Annotated in this window: 13 protein-coding genes; 4 read left to right on the top strand and 9 right to left on the bottom strand. The window is 46.1% G+C overall.

The window, feature by feature from the left end:
* Positions 1 to 6: 6 nt before the first annotated feature.
* The gene (locus EL84_RS16905) at positions 7 to 3681 is read left to right on the top strand and encodes a non-ribosomal peptide synthetase (RefSeq protein ID WP_047844244.1); all 3675 of its coding nucleotides are present in this window, start codon (positions 7 to 9) and stop codon (positions 3679 to 3681) included.
* A 115-nt stretch (positions 3682 to 3796) separates the two neighbouring features.
* On the opposite strand, the gene EL84_RS16900 is transcribed toward EL84_RS16905, so the two are convergent.
* The 3 genes from EL84_RS16900 to EL84_RS16890 all read right to left on the bottom strand — a co-directional run bounded on the left by EL84_RS16900 (position 3797) and on the right by EL84_RS16890 (position 5695).
* Positions 3797 to 4417, bottom strand: a complete 621-nt coding sequence (locus EL84_RS16900; RefSeq protein ID WP_235431542.1) for a TraX family protein — start codon at positions 4415 to 4417, stop codon at positions 3797 to 3799.
* Between the two features lie 78 nt (positions 4418 to 4495).
* Positions 4496 to 5095: a GNAT family N-acetyltransferase gene (locus EL84_RS16895; RefSeq protein WP_235431541.1), complete on the bottom strand. Its 600-nt coding sequence runs from the start codon at positions 5093 to 5095 to the stop codon at positions 4496 to 4498.
* 126 nt (positions 5096 to 5221) lie between these two features.
* Complete coding sequence (locus EL84_RS16890; RefSeq protein ID WP_036609525.1) at positions 5222 to 5695, bottom strand: RbsD/FucU family protein; 474 nt, start codon at positions 5693 to 5695, stop codon at positions 5222 to 5224.
* A 231-nt stretch (positions 5696 to 5926) separates the two neighbouring features.
* Between EL84_RS16890 and EL84_RS16885 the strand changes: the two genes are divergently transcribed.
* Complete coding sequence (locus tag EL84_RS16885; protein ID WP_235431540.1) at positions 5927 to 6373, top strand: MarR family winged helix-turn-helix transcriptional regulator; 447 nt, start codon at positions 5927 to 5929, stop codon at positions 6371 to 6373.
* A gap of 30 nt (positions 6374 to 6403) precedes the next feature.
* Entirely contained in the window at positions 6404 to 7747 is a 1344-nt protein-coding gene (locus tag EL84_RS16880; RefSeq protein WP_047842429.1) for an MFS transporter, read from the top strand.
* A 160-nt stretch (positions 7748 to 7907) separates the two neighbouring features.
* On the opposite strand, the gene EL84_RS16875 is transcribed toward EL84_RS16880, so the two are convergent.
* From EL84_RS16875 to yicI, 4 genes are all read right to left on the bottom strand, one after another.
* Positions 7908 to 9209, bottom strand: a complete 1302-nt coding sequence (locus tag EL84_RS16875) for an MFS transporter (protein WP_047842428.1) — start codon at positions 9207 to 9209, stop codon at positions 7908 to 7910.
* A gap of 82 nt (positions 9210 to 9291) precedes the next feature.
* Entirely contained in the window at positions 9292 to 12243 is a 2952-nt protein-coding gene (locus EL84_RS16870; protein ID WP_047842427.1) for a glycoside hydrolase family 3 C-terminal domain-containing protein, read from the bottom strand.
* A 19-nt stretch (positions 12244 to 12262) separates the two neighbouring features.
* Positions 12263 to 13273 (bottom strand): phosphotransferase family protein, encoded by a 1011-nt coding sequence (locus EL84_RS16865; protein ID WP_047842426.1) that lies wholly within the window; start codon positions 13271 to 13273, stop codon positions 12263 to 12265.
* 75 nt (positions 13274 to 13348) lie between these two features.
* Entirely contained in the window at positions 13349 to 15667 is a 2319-nt protein-coding gene (gene yicI / locus EL84_RS16860; RefSeq protein WP_047842425.1) for an alpha-xylosidase, read from the bottom strand.
* A 172-nt stretch (positions 15668 to 15839) separates the two neighbouring features.
* Here yicI and EL84_RS16855 point away from each other — a divergent pair, with 172 nt between their 5' ends.
* Positions 15840 to 16760 (top strand): AraC family transcriptional regulator, encoded by a 921-nt coding sequence (locus EL84_RS16855; RefSeq protein WP_047842424.1) that lies wholly within the window; start codon positions 15840 to 15842, stop codon positions 16758 to 16760.
* 170 nt (positions 16761 to 16930) lie between these two features.
* Here the strand turns inward: EL84_RS16855 and EL84_RS16850 are convergent, their stop codons facing one another.
* Both EL84_RS16850 and EL84_RS16845 read right to left on the bottom strand, forming a co-directional pair.
* The gene (locus tag EL84_RS16850) at positions 16931 to 17851 is read right to left on the bottom strand and encodes a hypothetical protein (RefSeq protein ID WP_053061517.1); all 921 of its coding nucleotides are present in this window, start codon (positions 17849 to 17851) and stop codon (positions 16931 to 16933) included.
* A 385-nt stretch (positions 17852 to 18236) separates the two neighbouring features.
* Positions 18237 to 20096 carry an adenine deaminase gene (locus tag EL84_RS16845; protein WP_047842423.1) on the bottom strand — a complete coding sequence of 620 codons (1860 nt, stop codon included), beginning with the start codon at positions 20094 to 20096 and terminating at the stop codon, positions 18237 to 18239.
* Positions 20097 to 20306: the final 210 nt, after the last annotated feature.

Below are 20306 nucleotides of genomic sequence, written 5' to 3'. Positions count from 1 at the left end.
CATTCCATGGAATCTAGCTTGCCAGTTCTGCAGATTCCACTGGATTTTGGGCGACGTCAACAATCATTCTCTTATCAGTCTGCTCAAATCACATTACATGCTTCTCTGAGCCGTGAACTTAAACAGAAGTATGGAGAACAGATGGTGTACCCGGTACTACTCTCAGCTTATGCAGCCTTGTTATTCCGATTGTCAGCTGAACAGGAACTTGCCATAGGTATACTTTCCCCCGATCAGGCAGCTTCCTATCTTTCATTACAGATTCAGGGGAAATTGACCTTCAGCCAACTATGTCATCAAGTTTCAGAGCAGCTCAAGATTGAATACACGTTGCAAAACGGTGGATACCCTGAATCGTTTTTTATGCTGAATAGTGTACAGTTGCCTCAAGCTCCTCAAATATTAAACTGGAACGTTCGAGATGATCAGAACATGCTCATCCTCGATCTGTTCTATGATAGTTCACTGTTAAAAGAGTCTACCGTGCTGAGATATGCAGAATATTATCAGACTCTTCTACTCGCATTTGTGCGTGACGGTGAGAAAGCAATCGGTACGGTAGATATTCTTTCCGCCTCAGATCGATTGCTTTACCGTGAAATGAATGATACTTCTGTTCTCGAACCAGAGAATCAAACGGTTCATGGCTGGTTCGAAGCAACGGCAGCGGCATATCCGGATTCACCGGCGATAACATCGCCATCCAAAAGTTATACGTACAGGGAATTGAATGAACGAGCTAATCAGGTTGCACGTGTTCTGTTATCCAATGGATTGCAGAAAGGTGAATTCGTCAGTATCTTTATGGATCGAAGTCTGGAGACGATCATCTCCCTGCTTGGTATTCTGAAGGCAGGTGGTGCATATGTTCCGATCGACCCTGAGCATCCACAAGAACGTAACAGTTATATCGTGGAAGATACGGCGTCCTCCTTCGTGCTGACAACGGAGGCTTCTTATGCCCAAGCTTCCAGCTTGTTCTCCAGTATAGCTACGGTCCGTCAGATTCTCGCTGTGGATGGTCGTTTAGCCGGATTTGCAGCAAGTAACCCCAATCTGGATATTCAACCGGATGATCTTGCGTATATTATCTACACGTCAGGGTCGACCGGTAAACCCAAAGGAGCACTGATTGCCCACCGGGGTGTAACCAATCTTGGCAGTGTGGTTCAGCGTGATTGTGACATTCAACCAGGTGATGTATTAACCCAGTTTGCTACATACAGCTTTGATGCATCCGTGTGGGATACCATTGGCGCCTTGTTCTATGGAGCAGAATTATATCTGTTGTCTGCGGAAGAACGTGTATCCGTTGAAGAATTCGCAAGTGCAATTGAACGGACAGGAACAACCATCATTACGATACTGCCTACGATTTTCTTCAATCAGCTTGCTTCCTACTTATCCGATGAAGGTTTCCACAAGCTGGCCAAAGTCAGAATCATTACTGTAGCCGGAGAAGCGTTATATGGTGAACAGGTTCGTGCCTTCCAGCGCAAATTTGGAAACCAGATTGATATTGTTAATGTGTACGGACCTACCGAATGTACAGTAGCCACAACTACTCACCGCATCAGTGAGCAGGTTCCCGAACATGTGGTGAACATCCCTATCGGTAAACCGATTCATAACTACAAAGTATACATTGTAAATGAAGAACAACAGCTCTGTCCGGCAGGTGTACCTGGTGAGGTATATATTTCTACCCCTGCATTGGCCAAAGGTTATCTGAATCAGCCAGAACGTACAGAGCAAGCATTCATTGAGAACCCGTTTGCGATAGGTGAGAAAATCTACAAGTCTGGCGATATTGCCAAATTGCTGGATACCGGGTTGCTCGAATATGTTGGTCGCAGTGACTCACAGCTAAAAATTCGCGGTCACCGGATTGAGATCGGGGAGATTGAAGATCACTTTGCACGGCTTGATCAGATCCAGAACGTTGCCGTCATTCCGAAGAAAGAATCCGACGGACAAAATATGCTGGTTGGTTACTTTACATCGAAAGATGGCAGTACCCTCTCTGTTTCGGACATCAAGGCAGAACTGACGGAGAAACTTCCATCTTATTTTGTACCAAAGTGGATCTGTCAGCTGGATGAAATGCCGATTGCACCAACTGGAAAAATCAATCGCAAAGCGATGATATCTCTGCCTCATGTGGAACGACATGAAGATCGCCCTGACCGGGTCATGCCTGAGACGGAGACGGAATCCATTATCCTGGACGCATGGAAAGAAATCCTTCAGCACGATGACTTCGGTGTCGAAGACAGCTTCTTCAATATCGGTGGTGATTCACTCCGGGTCATTCATGTACTGGTCATTCTGAAGCCACATTATCCACAGCTGAAAATCGCCGACTTCTTTGCCGAGAAAACAGTCCGCGCTCTCGCTCGTCGTGTGGAAGTATTGTCTCTCAGTGCAGCAGTAGTTACGGATTCAGTGGTGACCGAAGGTATGATTACACAACTATCCGAACACCCTGTGGAGCTAACATCCCAGTTGGGTTATCCGCTCATTCGTGAACCTGAGCATGTGTTACTGACCGGAGCGACTGGTTATCTGGGCTCTCATGTGCTGCAACAGTTAATTCTGAATTCCAGCACACGAATCTACACCCTTGTTCGTCGACCTTCCAATGGAATAACTGCAATGGAACGTTTGACTAACGTGCTGGAAGGATATTTCGGCAAACAACTGACTGACCAACTCTCCACTCGCGTGGAGATTATTGAAGGGGATCTCGAACAACTTAATCTCGGTCTGTCCGATGAACAAAGGGCTTATGTTCAGGATCGAATTGACCGTGTCATCCACTGCGCTGCAGACGTACGTCATTTCGGCGATGCCGATCAGTTCGCCAAAACAAACGTGGAAGGAACGGTCGCATTGCTAGACTTGATTCGTAGCAAACCAGGTGCTTCCTTCCACCATGTATCCACGATGGGTATTCCGGAAGATCTGGCACTCAGCGGACAATGGGAATCTTCCCTGCAATATGATCGGTTCCCGGCTGACTTGCATGTGGACAACCTGTATTCGGACAGCAAGCTTGAAGCCGAGAAAGTGCTCATGATTGCGGCAGAGGAAGGTGTACCTGTCAGCATCTATCGTGCAGGTAATCTCACTTGCCACTCCGAAACTGGACGCTTCCAGTCCAATATTGATAGCAACGCCTTTTATCGTATGATTAAAGCAATGTTATTGCTCGGCAAGGCTCCTGCAGCTGACTGGATGGTTGATTTCACACCGATAAACTATGCAAGTGAAGCTATCGTTCATCTGGCCTTACGTCAGGATACCGCCGGTCGTGTATTCCACATCTGTAATCCGGAGCCCATCCGTTATGATGAGCTGATCCGTTCTGTGAATCAGGCTGGTTACGAAGTCGAAACGCTACCTTTCGCTGATTACACACGTTGGTTGTTCGATGCCAGCATCAGCAAAGAGCCGGAAGCTCTTCAGTTGGCTATTGCACAGCTTGAAGGCGACGGTGCGAAGGATTCAGCATATGTCTATGCTTGCCCTGTCACAACGGCTTATGTGGAACCTGCCGGAATCTCATGTGCCAGAACAGATGATCGCTTCATCTCCGCCATGTTAGACTACGCCGTTCAGATTGGATATTTCCCATCTGCAATCCGGCGCCATAACGGCACTTCTACAGCGATGGAGTAAGTTCACTTTATCATTAACATTTAATTAATAAATAAGGTCACACAAAGAGAAGCCATCTATCGTCATTCACTGACGATAAGATGGCTTCTTTACTTCGCATTTTTGGATCATTCTTTTAGACCCATCGGATAATTGCAATGATGGCAAGATGCGCTGGATAGAAATAACGCCAGACCCAACGTGGCCCCTTCATACGGAATCCCGCCTGGTAATACTGAGCAATAGCAATGCCGGCGGTTGCGAGCACACTATACATTTGCACAGAGCTGTTATGCAGCAGAAGATATAGTGCATTTAACACGACATGTGCTACGACAAGTACAGGACCCTGGAAATAACGGAATAACAGAACCAATAATAACCCGTACATCCCGTAATCCATTTGGCTAATTTCCATGAACCAACCTGCTCCAATTACAATCGGAATCCCCAGTAGTTTGGATGGCAATTTATCGATAACGAATAATACCAACAGGGCTGACCACAATGTCCACACCACGTTCAGAGAATAATGATTAAACGCAGCCATGAACGGCACCTGTGATATGATTGCAATCCAGAACAGCCGCCATATGTATTTTTGTACGTCTCGTGTATGTTTATAACCGATATACACTGCAAAAGCATAGATTGGAAAAGCGATACGACCTATGATCCTCAACTCTATAATATGTGGAAAAAAGACAGCCCCTATATGATCAATTAACATCGTGATCATGGCAATCCACTGCATCATGTTGCGACTCCCCCTCCCTTGTTGCCAACGACACGAGTGTGCCATTCATTCATATAGTCCATCTTTTTGAGCAACCTCTTATACATTAAGTTCATAATACATGAATTTGGTATCCTGTGCATATCCTTCGGATTCATATAAAGCTTGCGCTTGTTTGTTACTTAACTCAGTTGAGAGTGATATACGAAGAACTCCTCGCTCAGATGCCAATTGCTTGGCTGCTTGCAAGAGCTTCCTGGCAATGCCTTGCTGACGATAATCCGGATGCACATATAGATCATTAAGCACCCAGATAGGCCCCATCGATACCGAACTAAAACTGGGATATAGCTGAACGAATCCAGTACAAATTAAGCCATTCGAGAGTGGCTTTTCTGCTACCAAAATCACCGATTCATGGCCTTCCACTCGTTCTCTAATATACTGACGTGCTGCCTCAATATCAGCATTTTGGTTGTAGAACATCCTGTACTCATTGAACAAACGTCCCACTTCGTTACTATCAAGAAGACCCGCTTGTCTGATTCGGTGCTGCATTTTACTCAACTCCTCTGGTATGGAGACCATCGTCTCCTCGTTTGTATTTCTTTCAATTGTAAAACAGTTCTTTCTTTTTCCCCATTCATCATCTGCATCAAAGTTTGTAGTATCTTGAGCAGTGAGATGACGTTCGTTCATGCGTGCTTCCAGATTGCATCGTGCTTATCTAGTCCATGCCCATTCTGTACGTTTTGTTATATTGACTCCGTATTGGCAAAAATAAAAAGGCGACCAGAGCATCCACTGCTCCGTCGCCGTAATTATTCAGTTCGATTCAGCATTCTGCTGTTCCTGACCAGGATCAGCATCAGGGAAAATGACACCTTTCTTCAAAATCAGATTGGCATATTGCGCTCGCTCACCAGTTGCAACAATCACATAGGCATTCGAAGCGCGTTTATAAAAATCAAATCGCTCTTCATGATCAAACGCATCCGTGATGCCTTCATATTCTTCAATCAACCGGCGGTAGTCTTCCCATATGATCGGGATCACCTGATCCCCTTTCACAACCTGCATGACAGCAGCGGGACGCTCAGCATAGGTATCCAGTGGATATAATTGCAGGATGGCATCCAGCAGTTCAACGACTCCCAGTGCATCACAACGTACTAGTCGCTTGGCATGACTGGCTGCGGGGAAATTGCCATCCGCCAGAACCAACTCGTCTCCATGACCCATTTCGGACATGATTTTGAGTAACTCTGGAGGTATTATTGCGGGTATATTCTTTAGCATACACAGCTCTCCTTGGTCATCTCCAACATCAGTTAGAGCAAATTGGTTTTCTCCATTCTTCAAGCACGCTGGACATCGATTCTATAAAAGCGGTTTCATCACTATTCTAACAGTATTTTTGGATCATTGCACAGCGCACACGTACGTTCGATATGAGAATATTTCATTTTGACAAAAATACTTGTTTGACATATAGTTGTTGTAACAACTAATTAATTGGGACATTTTATTATGGAAGCGAGGTCTAGCAATCACATGGACTATACACTGGAACAATCTATTGGATTCATGCTGGGTTTCACACACCGTAAAGCAGTAGCTTTACTTGCGACACGATTCAAACCTTATGATATTACGACAGAGCAATTTTCTGTTCTCTTTAATGTTGACCGCGGTGAAGGTGTTAATCAGAAGGAGCTCGCTGCACGTGTCTTCAAAGACCAACCCACCACTGCGCGGATTATTGATCTGCTTGAGAAAAAAGGCTGGGTAGAACGCCGGACCAGCGAACAGGATCGCAGAGCCTATCTGTTATATCTCACCACGGAAGGCAAAGCGTTAATTGATATCCTCGTTCCGATTGAAAGAGAAATGAATAAAGAACTTGCTGAAGGTATATCCGAAGACCAGATGGAAGCATTTAAACATACTCTTTCCCTCATTAACCGCAACTTGTAATGAATCACAACTCAGGGGGAATACATCATCATGAAAGAACAATCTACACAACAAGTTAGACTATGGACCACCGATTTTATACTGCTGATGCTGTGCAACTTCTTGTTGTTCTTGCAACTGCACATGATTGTCTCTCCGCTTCCGTCCTACGTTCAGGAGCGATTTCACGCCAATGCATTTGAAGTAAGTTTATTCACCTGTCTGTTTGCACTAAGTGCCATAGCAGCCCGTCTCTATTCCGCGAAAGCACTGGAGAAGGGTCTTCGTAACGCCATGATTTATATAGGCCTGTCCGTAGCCCTGCTGGCAACGCTCGGCTATTATTTTGCTGCCGGTATAGCTGTGCTCTTGTTGCTCAGAATGTTGTTTGGTATCGGGTTTGGTATGAGCAGTACCGCTTTTCCAACGATGGCCTCGGACATTGTGCCCGTCAAACGAATGGGTGAAGGTATGGGTTACTTTGGTCTATCAACTAGCCTGGCTATGTCTATGGGGCCAATCATTGGGGTTACTCTGCTCCAGGGTGCAGGTTTTGTAACCCTGATGTTATGTACTGCGGGTGTGCTTGTTGTGATCTATCCACTGAGTTATTCGCTGACACGCAAAAAAGCAGTCAGAACCGATAACAGTACAACCATCATGCCACAAGCCACAACAAGTGCTTCAGGGTCCAACCCAAAACAGAAGACACCTTTCAACCGCAAGTTGATTCTGCCCAGTGTGCTGAATTGCCTATTATCCATCACCTATGGTGGGCTTGTCGGATTCATCGTTTTGTATGGTAAGGAAGCCAATCTGGCCAATCCTGCGCTGTTCTTTTTGTTCAATGCACTCGCCGTGTTATTGGTTAGACCATTTGCAGGACGGATCTATGACAATAAAGGTCCAAAAGCACTGCTCATTCCAGGGGCAATATTCGTTGCTGTCGGCCTCATTCTGCTCTCGTATGCAACCTCCATGTCCCTCCTGTTCATTGCTGCCTTTATCTACGGAATCGGTTATGGTTCCATGCAGTCGTCTCTGCAGACCTGGATGATTCAAGTTGTATCTCCTACTCAACGGGGTATGGCTAATGGTATGTTTTTGAACTCGCTGGATCTGGGTATTGCGACCGGTGCCCTTCTACTTGGCGCCATTGCGGCCATAACCAGTTATACCGATATGTATCGATATTCCGTGATGTTTATGATTCTGTTCTTGCTTATATATCTGATTCAGGGAAAACGAAGCGGCAGCTTCTCCATTGAACCTCATGCTCTGCTCGCTCATACGCATATTACTGCAACGGAATCACCTCAAGATCAATCCAAGAATTCAGAATCTGGAGCCGGCAACACCGAAACTAACCAGTCGAATAAGAGCAAACACGAATGATTGCTTAAAGTCATTCTGCTCATAGAAACGAGAAACGCGTTTACACCGAGAAAGCAAATCTATCCGCTTTCTTAGGCGTAAACGCGTTTTTTATTGGAACAGCTCTGAATGTTAAACTTAAGACAGCATGGATATGAACGCAGCATTCAGCACCGTCTATCTAAAATGGACTTTTCTTGCGACCTATGGGAGCATACCCTCTACTCGTCTCAATCACATCATTAAATGTTTCATCCTGTTTCTGCTTGCTTCCTGAAGTAGGTTGATCTCCCTTATCCGGTTTAACTGCAAATAAGGTTAGCAATCCGCCCACTGCGCCAGACGCAGCGAGCACACCAAAAAGCAGGAAATGATGAGAACCGATCAGCAAAGAAACGACAGGCGGACCGAGAGATACCCCAATGAATCGCATGCTGCTGAACAGAGCCGTGATTGTGCCCCGCTGTTTTTTATCCACGCCTTCTGTAATCAATGCATCCAGACATGGTAACGTTGCACCTATTCCGGCACTTCCCAATGTGAAAAGACCTACTACAACATAGATATTATCGAATAAACCTATAACGCCAAGGGATACCGTCAGAAGCGCAAGTCCTGTGAAGCCAAGCCATTTCATTCGCGTTTTGTTCTTCCCAATCCACTTCCCTGCCAGGAAAGAAGAAAGACATAACGCTGCCAGCGGAATCGCAAGGACAAGTCCTTTAAGTACACCTTTCAGGGCAAATTCGCTCTCCAGCGTCTCGGATAGATAATATAACACACCAAAGATGACAAACATGCAAATACCGCCGATTGCAAACAACGCATACAACCAGCGTCCCTTTTCTTTTAATACGTCACGAATGGAAGCCACAAATTCCGTAAAGGTGGGAGGCTTTTCTTTTTTCCTAGGAGTCTTCACCAGGAAAATAACAAGAACCAGCGAAAGCACACAAAGGATGGGAATAGCCATGAATGGCGCATACCAGAACCAGACTGCCAGCGCTGCACCCAGAATCGGACTTATGACTTTACCAAACGTATTTGAGGTCTCAATGATACCCAGACTTTTGCTTACTTCATTCTCATCATTAAACATGTCCCCAACCAACGGGATAACAATAGGAAATGCGCCAGCAGCACCTATTCCCTGCAATAACCTGCCACCCAGAATGGTCCAGTAGGCTATGTTTCCGTTCAGCATCCATGCTGCCACACCAGCGACAGCACCTCCGACGGCTGCAATAACGAGGCTGGGAATGATAACTGCTTTTCTGCCAAAACGATCCGACAAGTACCCTGCAAGAGGAATAAGCAGGATGGCAACTACAGCGTAGACTGTAATGAGCATACTGACCTTAAATGCAGATACCTTCAACTCACGTTCAATCTGTGGCAGGATCGGTATTAGCATGGAATTACCCAAGGTCATAATTAAAGGGATGGAAGCAAGTGCGACGAGGTCCCACTTTTTATCGTTCATACCACAACCACCTTTACAGATTCTACACACAACAGCATTATTGTGCTTGTTTCGGAGGTTGATTATTCAGGACACGCTACAACTACAACAATCTAAAGTGCCGTAACGCTGCTCCACCTTTGAAGACAATATATAGCTCATTCACCTTATGCGGCGCCTCGAGCGTACACTGAACTGTTGTCCACTTGATATCTTTTCCATTCACACTGCCTCCAGGTCCAGAAACTTCACACACACCGAGTAGTTCGCCCTCCGCTCCTCCGGAACGAATCTCCAGTCTGCCCTCTTCCCCAAAAGCTGCCACTCTGGCTTCAAATCCTTGTACTTCTTGAACAGCATTATGGTTGAAAGAGATCCAAGACGACTGACCCTCTCGATATAAGGGTTCCTCTGGAGTGATTGCCCGAACTGCCGAACGTCCTTCCAGACATTCATCCAGTAGAACACCTGCACAAGCATCGTAATTCTCGGCAAAGGTAAGCAAGTGCAGCGAACGATCGGGAATCGTCTCACCTTCAATTTCAATATCAGCCGACTGACGTATATCTGTGGAAGAACGCCCTGCCAGGATGGCCCAGGTTGCTGTCTCCAGGCAGTATCGATCTCGGGTAACATCCCATAGCGCCAGCTTCTGAACAGGAACCTCGAAACTTATCGTAACGCGCGTCCCTGCTTTGACATGAACACGACGGAAAGCAAGCAGTTGCTTCTGAGCGCGTTTCACACGCGAGGTATGTGAATATCCATAAATCTGAACGACTTCATCACTGTTACGTTCACCCTTATTGTGTACCTCCACCTCAATCTTCAATTGATCTGTGGTGGCGGCTTCCGCCGAAGCACTTCGACTTACACGAATCGCTTTGTATTCGAATTCCGAATACGTCAGGCCATGACCAAATGCATATTGAACCGGTCCTTCATGATACATATAAGTCATGCCATTCTGAATGATGTCATAATCCATCATGTCAGGAAGCTGTGATTCGTCTTCATACCATGTCATGTTTAATCTGCCTGCAGGGGCATAATGACCTAACAGCACATCTGCAAGCGCGTTCCCCAATTCCTGACCTGCATGTGTCATATAAACGATTGCGCGGGCAATACCTTTCAACTCCTGCAAGGCAAATGGATAACTGCCCATAATGACAACCACTGTATTGGGATTGGCTTCACACACAGCTTTGACAAGCTCGACCTGACTCGGCGGAAGCAGCAGACTTGGGCGGTCAATTTCTTCTTTGCCGTTGATGTATGGGCTGTTGCCAACAACAACGACAGATGCCTGACTGCTACGTGCAGCTTCTACAGCTTGTTGTATTCCGCTGGTCACAATATCAATTTTGAATGCAAAAGGTCTCTGGGTATTGCCTGATGATTGACTTGCGTGTCCAGAATCACCAATATCATTCGGATTTATACCTGTAGCTGTAGATTTTTCTCCTTGTGGCCGTGGTGGTGATACAGCAGATTGTCCCTGATATTCGCTCAGTCCAACAGGGATACCGTTCCACGTCCGCAAGGTGTTACTTCCATCCGTTAGAGGATCTATACGAACAACTTCCTTCACAAACCAGCCACCAATCTCCGGTGCGTTTGCCTGATATATGCCTTGCTCGGTTAAACTAACGTATCGATTATTGTTTACACTTCTCAGCGTATGACTTCCCCAACCCCAATCCTGATGTTCAAATTCGGCGGCTGTGTATGCACTGCCCTCCGGTACAGCGACGAGTGTACCTTCCACACCCAAGGTTATAACCTGACCGTTTGTTGTCTTCAGCTGAATACGGTCATTCCCATCCACATAGGTCACGTCTGCTTCAGGTAGGCGATTGCGCAATCCATCTAGGACGGATACACGATAAGGCAATGTGCCACTGTACCAATCGGTATAGACAACATCCGCAAGTGGCCCAATCACACTGATTTTCTGCAACGCTTCTGCCTGCAAGGGAAGTAATCCATCATTTTGGAGCAAAACAATCGATTCAGCAGCGGCACGATAACTGAGTTTGGCGTGCTCCGGTGCACATAATACCGACTCGGGAATAGACGCATATGGATTTTGCCCCGACTGATCCAGTTGTCCAAGTCGCATCCGCACACCAAAGATGTTGCGGATGGCTCTGTCCAAATCAACTATTTCCAACAGATTATGGTCAAGAGCCTCCTCCAGAGCAGATACAACAAGATCAACTTCATCTGTAAGACAATCCACTCCTGCCTTCAACGCACCTGCTGCTGATTCGGCATGACTGGTATGATAACCATGATAATTCACAGTCTGTGACAGGTCTCCACCATCACATACAATGAAACCTGGCATCGCCCACTCACCCTTAACCACATCATTCACATATGGACTTTCAATAGCTGGTGTACCATTGATGGAATTGTAAGCTGTCATCATGGACAAGGCTCCACCTTCCACAAATGGTGTCTCAAATGCTTTTAAATAATATTCCCGCAGATTGCGCGGATCAATGCTGGATGAACAATTCAGCCGATCTTTCTCATTATTATTGGCAAAAAAGTGTTTCAATGTCGCAACCATTTTTAGATAAAAAGGATCATTCCCCTGCATGCCTTTGACGAGAGCCGCCGACATTTCTCCCGTGAGGACCGGATCCTCGCCATATCCCTCTTCCGTTCTGCCCCAGCGTGGGTCACGTTCCAGATCAACCGTTGGTGCCCATAATGTTAACCCGTGAACTTCAGGATTACGGTGATGATATGCCCTCGCTTCATCGCCAATGACTGAACCAATCTCCCGCATGAGACTTGTATTCCAGGTACTTGATAGACCGAGCGGTTGTGGAAATACCGTTGCCTCCCCTTTCCATGCAACCCCGTGGGCAGCTTCGCCCCCAACGTTGTAGGCTGGAATGCCCAGTCTTGGTACAGCTGCTTCGCGTGTAGGAATTAGTCGGATCTTCTCCTCCGTTGTCAATCGTGCAATCAGGTCATCCAACCTTTCCTCAAGTGAAAGTGACGCGTCCCACATCGGGTATTGATGATACTCCTTCATCCTTCATTCCCCCTGCGAATTAGTTAAGTCCAAGTTGCTTCCATTGCTGCAGTAAATCCAGCGTGCGCTGGCGATACTTCTGACCATCTTCAGGTTGATTAACCTGATGTTCATGAACGTAGGCATTAAAATACGAAGACAGTATTCGATAGGTAAGCCTGCGTGCCTGTCCTTCAGCGGATGAGTCCAGTGGACGATCATATCCTTCATGAAAAGCCGCTGATTCTGACGACAATATGGCTTCAAACTCCCTGTCGGCAAACATGGAACGATCTCCGTCGATGATGGCCGCAATGTTTAGCTCACCATTTACCTGATGAACAAGTACATTTGCTTCCCACAGGTCATTATGAACGAGTACCGGACGGGTCACTTGATCAAATAAGTCTTTATTTTTGATGAAAATAGCAACGATCTCTTCTCCCACACCTGACATATAATTGACTTGTGCCGCTTTAAGTGCCGTTTCTTCTGCAAAAGAGTGCAGCACCTCGGACCATTGATCCGATCCTTTAATCGTCCCATCCCCCTGCGGCCAGCCAAACGATGTACCCTCGATCTGATGCATGATGGCGGTATAGGCGCCAAGCTGATGGTACAATCGCTCTTTGTTTATATCTGAAATCGATGCGTGATCCAGCTGCTTACTCGGGATAAACTCCATAAACATGTACGTTCTTGGAATGATCGATCCGCTGTCATCACAAGCGATAATGTTGGGAGCAGGAATGCCTGCGTTACGGTAATATTCATACACAATCGGTTCAGCCGCCATCATCGTACGTTCAAACGAAAATAGGGGATCACTCGCAGAACCAGCCGCCATCTCACCCCGCTCTGGAGCCAAACGTAAAATCACATCCGTATAGGATGTATGTTCAAGGTGAATCCGATAGGTTGTATTAAAAAGTCCACCTTGCAGGAGACCAAACTCCTTCACTTTGGTATCGCTTCCAAAATTAATTTCTACCAGATGATGCAGCATCTCTGCTGATATCGTGCAGTGCAAACCAGAATTCATTGTACTCATTTCATTCAATCTCCTATCATCGTAGACAAACAGACGGCACCTTTCGGCACCGTCCTTTTCTTTTACTATATCATTTTACAGTTGGATTGTAAGCGCGTTTGCGCCTGTTGCTGCTGTAACAACAACACCATTTGCACCAGACACTTGGGAACCACCTTCAACGCTGGATACACTTTCAATACCGCGAAGCACGATGTTCCAAGGTTTACCTGCACCTTCAGCACGAACATCCAGCACTGATCCATTACGTGTAACGTTAACTGTCAGCTCCTGTTCAGCAGCTTGGTTCACAACGACAGCTTGAGCCGTTTGACCATCAGCCAGTTCGAACAAGTGCAGGGACACATCATTTGCAAAGTCGTAATCCGGTTTACTATCCACAGCACCCACAGCGATCAGACTGTTTGGCTTAATCATCATTGGCAGTGTTTTGAAGTCATGGTTTTCACTGATCCAGCGTCCACCTTGTACTTTCGCTCCTGTCAGATAGTTCGTCCAAGTTCCTTCAGGCAGGTAGTAGCGCACATCGCCTTCCTTATTGAAGATTGGAGCCACCAGAATTGAATCACCAAACATATATTGCGTATCCAGGCTGTATGTTGTTGGGTCCTCTGGGAAGTCCAGCAGCATAGCGCGCATCATCGGAATACCTTTTACCGTCGACTCCACCGCAGAATTGTACAGGTACGGCATCAGGCTGATTTTGAGTTTGGTAAAGTCACGAACAACGTCCACGGATTCCTCGTCAAACAGCCAAGGCACACGATACGAAGTGCTTCCGTGCAGGCGACTGTGTGAAGATAACAGTCCGAATTGTACCCAACGTTTGTAGACATCAGGGCTCGCTGTGCTTTCAAAACCACTGATATCATGGCTCCAGAATCCGAAACCGGAAAGCCCCAGTGAGAGGCCACCACGAAGTGATTCAGCCATGGATTCATACGTGGAAGAACAGTCACCGCCCCAGTGAACCGGGAACTGTTGACCACCTGCTGTTGCAGAGCGTGCAAACAGGGCAGCTTCGTTTTTGCCAATCTTCTCTTCAAGCAATTCAAATACAGCTTTGTTATAGAGCTGTGTATAATAGTTGTGCATTTTAACGGGATCAGAACCATCGAAGTACACAACATCTGTCGGAATTCTTTCGCCGAAGTCGGTCTTGAAGGAATCTACACCTTGATCCAGCAGGACTTCCAGCTTGCTCTTATACCAGTTCACAGCATCCGGATTTGTGAAATCAACCAGAGCCATACCTGCTTGCCACATATCCCATTGCCATACGCTGCCATCCGCTGTTTTCACCAGATAACCGTTCTCCATACCTTCATCGAACAAGTATGATTTTTCTGCAATATATGGATTGATCCAAGCACAGATTTTAAGACCCTTTTCTTTCAGACGTGCAAGCATGCCTTCCGGATCCGGGAACATCGCTTCATCCCATACAAAATCAGACCATTGGTATTCCTTCATCCAGAAGCAGTCAAAATGGAATACAGACAGCGGAAGATCACGTTCAGCCATGCCATCTACGAAATGATTAACCGTTGCTTCATCATAATCCGTTGTGAATGATGTTGTCAGCCACAGACCAAAAGTCCATGCCGGTGGAAGCGCCGGTTTACCTGTTAATTTCGTATAATTATCAAGTACATCCTTTGGATTGTCACCGCCGATAATGAAGTACTCCAACGTCTCGCCCTCTACGCTGAACTGAACTTTGGATACATTCTCGGATGCAATCTCGTATGATACGCGTTCAGGATGGTTTACAAATACGCCATATCCTTTATTGGACAGATAGAACGGAATGTTTTTATATGACTGCTCACTGCTTGTACCGCCGTCCTCATTCCAGGTATCTACGATTTGGCCATTCTTAACAAACGGCGTGAAGCGCTCACCGAGTCCGTAAACGTATTCACCAATACCGAGATCAAGCTGCTCGCGGAAGTATGCTTCCTTGCTTGGACCTGTAATATAACCAGCAGCTCTTTGACCGCTACCTGTAATCCGTTTTCCTCCATACAGGAAGCTAATGTCCCAACCGTTTGTTTTGTCGATTTGAACTTCCAAATTGCCGCTTTTCAAAACAGCACCTTGTTCATTTTTTGAGATCTCAACGTTGGCTTCTTGTGTGTTAAGCTCAAATTCAGGCCCTTTTTTCACTCCGCCTTTATGGTGATTCAGAGTTACACGAATAACGTTAGGCATTGGTGAGCTGTACGTTGCTTTCAGCAATGTACCGTTCAACGTGTCGCCTTTGGAACGAATATATTTAGTTGCCGCATATACGGTCACAGAATTCTCTTTTTGCACAATATCACGAATGTCAGTCGGGTTTTGAATCTGGTACCCTTCACGAGTCATCCAGAATCCATCAGTAAATTTCATGTTTTCTTTCCCCCTTTGGTTATATTATAATAATATTGATATTAATAACGAATTTCTTCTCTTATTTTGACTAAATATATCACTATTTTGATAATAAACATCCGATTCTTGAACATCATCACCAATCTATGGAAACGATTACATTAATAATGATACAAAAGGAGAATCTGATATGGAACGTGAACGATTACGGGAAGACCGGATTCACGGCAATGCCATGTATCCCGTCAGTGTGTACCCGGATATTCAACAACTGAACGGGGATAGCATTCTCGATTGCCACTGGCATGATGAGATGGAGTTCACCATGGTGACCCAGGGCTGCGCCGTCTTTCAGATTGATATGAACACCGTTGAAGTTCAAGCTGGAGAAGCCATTTTCATCAATCGAGGTGAGATTCATGCGGGGTATCTGAAGGGCGATGTGCCCTGCGTATTCTCTTCCATTGTATTTAATCCCGAGCTGCTTGGCAGCCGTACCTTCGATACGGTCCAAGAGAAATTCATCGGTCCACTGATACGCAAAACGGTGATTCCCCCCAGTCATATCAAGGCAGATGAGAATTGGGGACAAGAAATTTTGGATCTCCTGAAACGTATATTTGCAGACCATGCCACCCGAACCGAAACGTGTGAAATGTCAACAAAAGCGTACCTGTACCTCATATTTGCCCGAATGTTCGAACATATGAGACCTGCTCCGCTCAAAGGCACTGTGGCTACTGGGAGTCATGACAAGGTAGAGCGCCTGAAATCCGTGCTCGGGTACATCCACAAACGTTATCCTGAACCATTAAAGCTGAAAGAACTGGCCGATGAAGCCAATATGAGCGAAGGACACTTCTGCCGTTTCTTCAAACAGATGGTGCAGAAAACCCCGGTTGATTACATTAACTATTACCGCGTTCAACAGGCCTGCGTTCAGCTTGAGAATACGGATCACAAAATTGTTGATATCGCCATGGATGTGGGTTTTGAGCATCTAAGCTACTTCATCACTACATTTAAAAAGCATAAAGCCACTACACCTTCACAGTATCGCAAAATGTTCTATGAGAACGTAGGAGTGGAGTCTGCCCTGGTACAGGTGTAAAAGGGTGTAAAAGAAGAAGGTGCTCACAGCTATTCAGCTGCAAACACCTTCTTTATCTACTTTATCAACTTTCCTGGGAACGAGTGAGGTAACGATCTAAGCCACACTGGCGCAGTTAGAACTCATCTCACTCGCTGCTATCAGCCTTATGCTTTGAACCTAACAGTGTCTCACTTTTTCAGTGTCTTCCATGAAGTGTACTCATGTACGGAGAAACCGTTAAAGGACGCATGTACTGAAGCCATTTTTTCGACCAATTTTAATTGTGCTTCCATATAAGCAGATCCCTCTTCATAAAAAGTAATGAAGTCACCTTCCTTGCTTTGCTTTGTTTCCACGGCGATTGAGATCGTCTTGCCAAGCAGAGCTGCTTCCGCAAGTTCATCCTTCGCTACACTATAGATTGCAGCAGCTGTATCGCGGTAAGCCATAATGGTGATCGAATCAAACTTGCGGATCATCCAGCTGCTAACCGCCATCGTTGAACCCGGAATTTTGTAGTTATCCAGCCAGAAAGGCAGATCAGCCGCAACCGGCATCTTCATCCGTGATGCTCGCTCAACAATGTACTCCACATTGCCTTGCCACTGGGTAATTACACTGGCTTGATTGATTTTCCATTGCGGGTGCACATGTGGCTCAATATCCAGATGAATACCAGCAAACTTCTCATTAGGCAACGCCTGCGCCTGATATGCCTCGATCCAGTCCAGGAAAGATGTAATCTGTTCCCGACTTTCCGTCAATCCCCACGCTGATCTTCCATCCATAACGTCAACCGCAATGTTCTTGGCTCTCGCCTGGCGGATAAAACTTTTATACTCAGGAATCTTTATATCCCGGTTCATCTGCAGATAGATCGTATTGATCTTGTTCGCTGTAGCGTAATTTAACACCTCTTGAGGATTACTTCGGATCTGGGTGGTATCCCACACCCAAGTCGCTCTCACCGGCACATCAAGCTCTCCATGAATCGTTGCATAACTGTCGACCGAACCATCCGCAATGGCTTTGGAAGAACAGGCTGTACTCGCACACAGGATCAAACAACTCAGTAATAAGATAAAACGGTAACCCCTTTTGCTTTTCATATTTGTACACTCCCTCTGAAGTTATCAGCTCTGACGTGCAAATCTGGATGAAATTGTGTCGTTTCATATTCATTTAATGGATACTTATTAGGTACGACGAATTTGTATTGCTTTTATATGCAATATCATCTTTAAGACTTACGACGAAAGAATCATATAACTATATTTCGGGAATTCGTAGTTCTGTATGTATAGTTCAAAAGTCACAATTATTTATTATTTTCAAATTCAATCCTTATTCCAGCATGACTTCAGTCATTATTGCCATATGTACACCAAGCTCCAGAAGACCTAGAAAGCGTTTTCTCTCAAAATACACCAAAAAACCGCCCTAAGGCGGCTTTATATGGAACCCTATTTAATGATGTCTAGTCGACATTTCCGTTCATTCATTTCCCGATGGAGCTACCGGTGTATTGTCAACCACTTCATCGAAAAGGGACACGAGTTCAATACCTTCTGCCGAGATCCGCACAAGACCCTTGTCGGACAAACGTAATTCTGGAATCACAACCAGCGCGAGCAACGAAAGCGTCATGAACGCATTATTCAATGTACATCCCGCGGACTGTAAAGCTTCACTGACTGCTGCCGATTGGGCTGCAACGACTTCAAAAGATTCAGTTGACATCAAACCTGCAATCCGCAGCGGGAATTCGGTTACACCTGCTGCCGTTACCACGGCCACCCCGCCCTGCATACGAATGACGCGATTACCGGCTTCAGCCATTAGCGCATCATCATTACCGATAATCAACAGGTTGTGACTATCATGAGCAACCGTCATCGCAATCGCTGCAGGTGATGTGAAGCCGATGCCTCCAACAAGAGCTACCGCTCGATTCCCGGTTTGTTTGTGACGTTCCAATACCGCAATTTTGCATACTTCCCCTGAAGTTGAAACCACAACCTTGCCGTTCTCTACGGTAACAGGCAGGTGTTTTTCCTTCGTATCCACATGATTCTCTGTCACATGAATGATTTTGGCACCAATCGTTCCCTCTGCAATCGGTGCAGCCAATTCCAGATCTTCTGGCTGAATATTAGCTTCTAACTTCACCGTGTTCAGCGCTTCCTCCGGGTACGTGAAGCTGTCCCAGACCGCCGTCATTTTCCCATTCTCCGCTACAACTTGCCCGGCAGCAATCGTCATGCCTACACGTACATCCGCCAACCGACCGTCCAGCAGAATAATATCGGCTATATTGCCCGGAATAATCGCACCAATGTCGCGCGCAACACCAAAGCGCTCAGCCGTGTTAATGGTTGCCATCTGGAAAGCCGTAACCGGCTTCACCCCTTGAGAGATTGCGAGACGAACAACAAAATCCATATGTCCTTCTTTGAGCAGCGATTCAGAACTTCGGTCATCGGTCACCAGCATCATCCGGCGTGTATCCAGTCCAAGCTCAGTGCAGGCTTTGATCGTCTCAGCCACATCATGCCATGCCGAACCTTGGCGCATCTTCGCGTACATTCCGAGTCGCAGACGTTCAACCACATCTTCCTTGGTCACACATTCATGATCCCCTGTAACACCACTCGCTGCGTAGGCTGGCAGACGCCAGTCATCTGCAGCCCAGGTGAAATGACCGTCTGCCACTTTACCTGCCCGGAGGGTCGCCTGTATCTCACCTATCATCGTCTCATCCCCATAGACCACCCCAGGGAAGTTCATCACTTCACCAAGACCAATCATGTCCGGACCCCAGGAAAGAGCCTCAGCTACCTCTTCAGGCCCGATATAAGCACCTGTTGTCTCCAATCCTGGATGCGTGGAAGGCACACAGGAAGCCACCTGCATATAAGCTGCCATCGGTGTGGTCCGCGCTTCATCCAGCATTAGTCTCAGACCTTTGAGTCCAAGTACGTTGGAGATCTCATGTGGGTCAAAGAAACCTCCGGTCGTGCCTGAAGGCAATACCGCTCTCGCAAACTCGGTTACTTTCATCTGTGTACTTTCGATATGGCAGTGTCCATCCAGCAGACCAGGAGCGATATACTTACCGTTTGCTTCAATAATCCGGGTATGTTCTCCGATGGTGTGGCTTACATCTTTACCGACATAAGCGATTCGAGCTCCCTGTACAGCTATGGACATCTCAGGCAAAATCTCACCCGATATCACGTTTACCAGCGTACCACCCCGAATGACCAAAGTCGCCGGCAAATCTCCCCGTGCTGTAGCGACCAGATCAGGTACACAATCGGCCATAAATGGCCGTTCAAAAGATGATTTGTTCATTTTGTTGCCTCCTTTAATAAACGATCCAAAAAAATATATTGTTACGATTATATGAGTCCGGACCTCATGTGTAAAGAAAAATCACATCCATTGTCCTTGAATACAAATTATCAAGTCATTTTTATCCATGGGACCCAATCCTTACGAATTCACGTTAGGTATTTTTATCAATACGATCACTTATATGGCTGTAACCTCATCACGTATAAT

The sequence above is a fragment of the Paenibacillus sp. VT-400 genome (assembly GCF_001029205.1).
GTDB lineage: Bacteria > Bacillota > Bacilli > Paenibacillales > Paenibacillaceae > Paenibacillus > Paenibacillus amylolyticus.
Note: the sequence above shows the minus strand (reverse complement) of the source record. Positions and strands in the feature narration are given on the sequence as shown.

Coding starts and splice junctions, on each gene's coding strand:
- EL84_RS16900 (WP_235431542.1), bottom strand. CDS start 4,417: ATGATGCAGTGGATTGCCATGATCACGATGTTAATTGATCATATAGGG.
- EL84_RS16880 (WP_047842429.1), top strand. CDS start 6,404: ATGAAAGAACAATCTACACAACAAGTTAGACTATGGACCACCGATTTT.
- yicI (WP_047842425.1), bottom strand. CDS start 15,667: ATGAAATTTACTGATGGATTCTGGATGACTCGTGAAGGGTACCAGATT.
- EL84_RS16905 (WP_047844244.1), top strand. CDS start 7: ATGGAATCTAGCTTGCCAGTTCTGCAGATTCCACTGGATTTTGGGCGA.
- EL84_RS16890 (WP_036609525.1), bottom strand. CDS start 5,695: ATGCTAAAGAATATACCCGCAATAATACCTCCAGAGTTACTCAAAATC.
- EL84_RS16865 (WP_047842426.1), bottom strand. CDS start 13,273: ATGAGTACAATGAATTCTGGTTTGCACTGCACGATATCAGCAGAGATG.
- EL84_RS16845 (WP_047842423.1), bottom strand. CDS start 20,096: ATGAACAAATCATCTTTTGAACGGCCATTTATGGCCGATTGTGTACCT.
- EL84_RS16875 (WP_047842428.1), bottom strand. CDS start 9,209: ATGAACGATAAAAAGTGGGACCTCGTCGCACTTGCTTCCATCCCTTTA.
- EL84_RS16850 (WP_053061517.1), bottom strand. CDS start 17,851: ATGAAAAGCAAAAGGGGTTACCGTTTTATCTTATTACTGAGTTGTTTG.
- EL84_RS16870 (WP_047842427.1), bottom strand. CDS start 12,243: ATGAAGGAGTATCATCAATACCCGATGTGGGACGCGTCACTTTCACTT.
- EL84_RS16855 (WP_047842424.1), top strand. CDS start 15,840: ATGGAACGTGAACGATTACGGGAAGACCGGATTCACGGCAATGCCATG.
- EL84_RS16895 (WP_235431541.1), bottom strand. CDS start 5,095: ATGAACGAACGTCATCTCACTGCTCAAGATACTACAAACTTTGATGCA.
- EL84_RS16885 (WP_235431540.1), top strand. CDS start 5,927: ATGGAAGCGAGGTCTAGCAATCACATGGACTATACACTGGAACAATCT.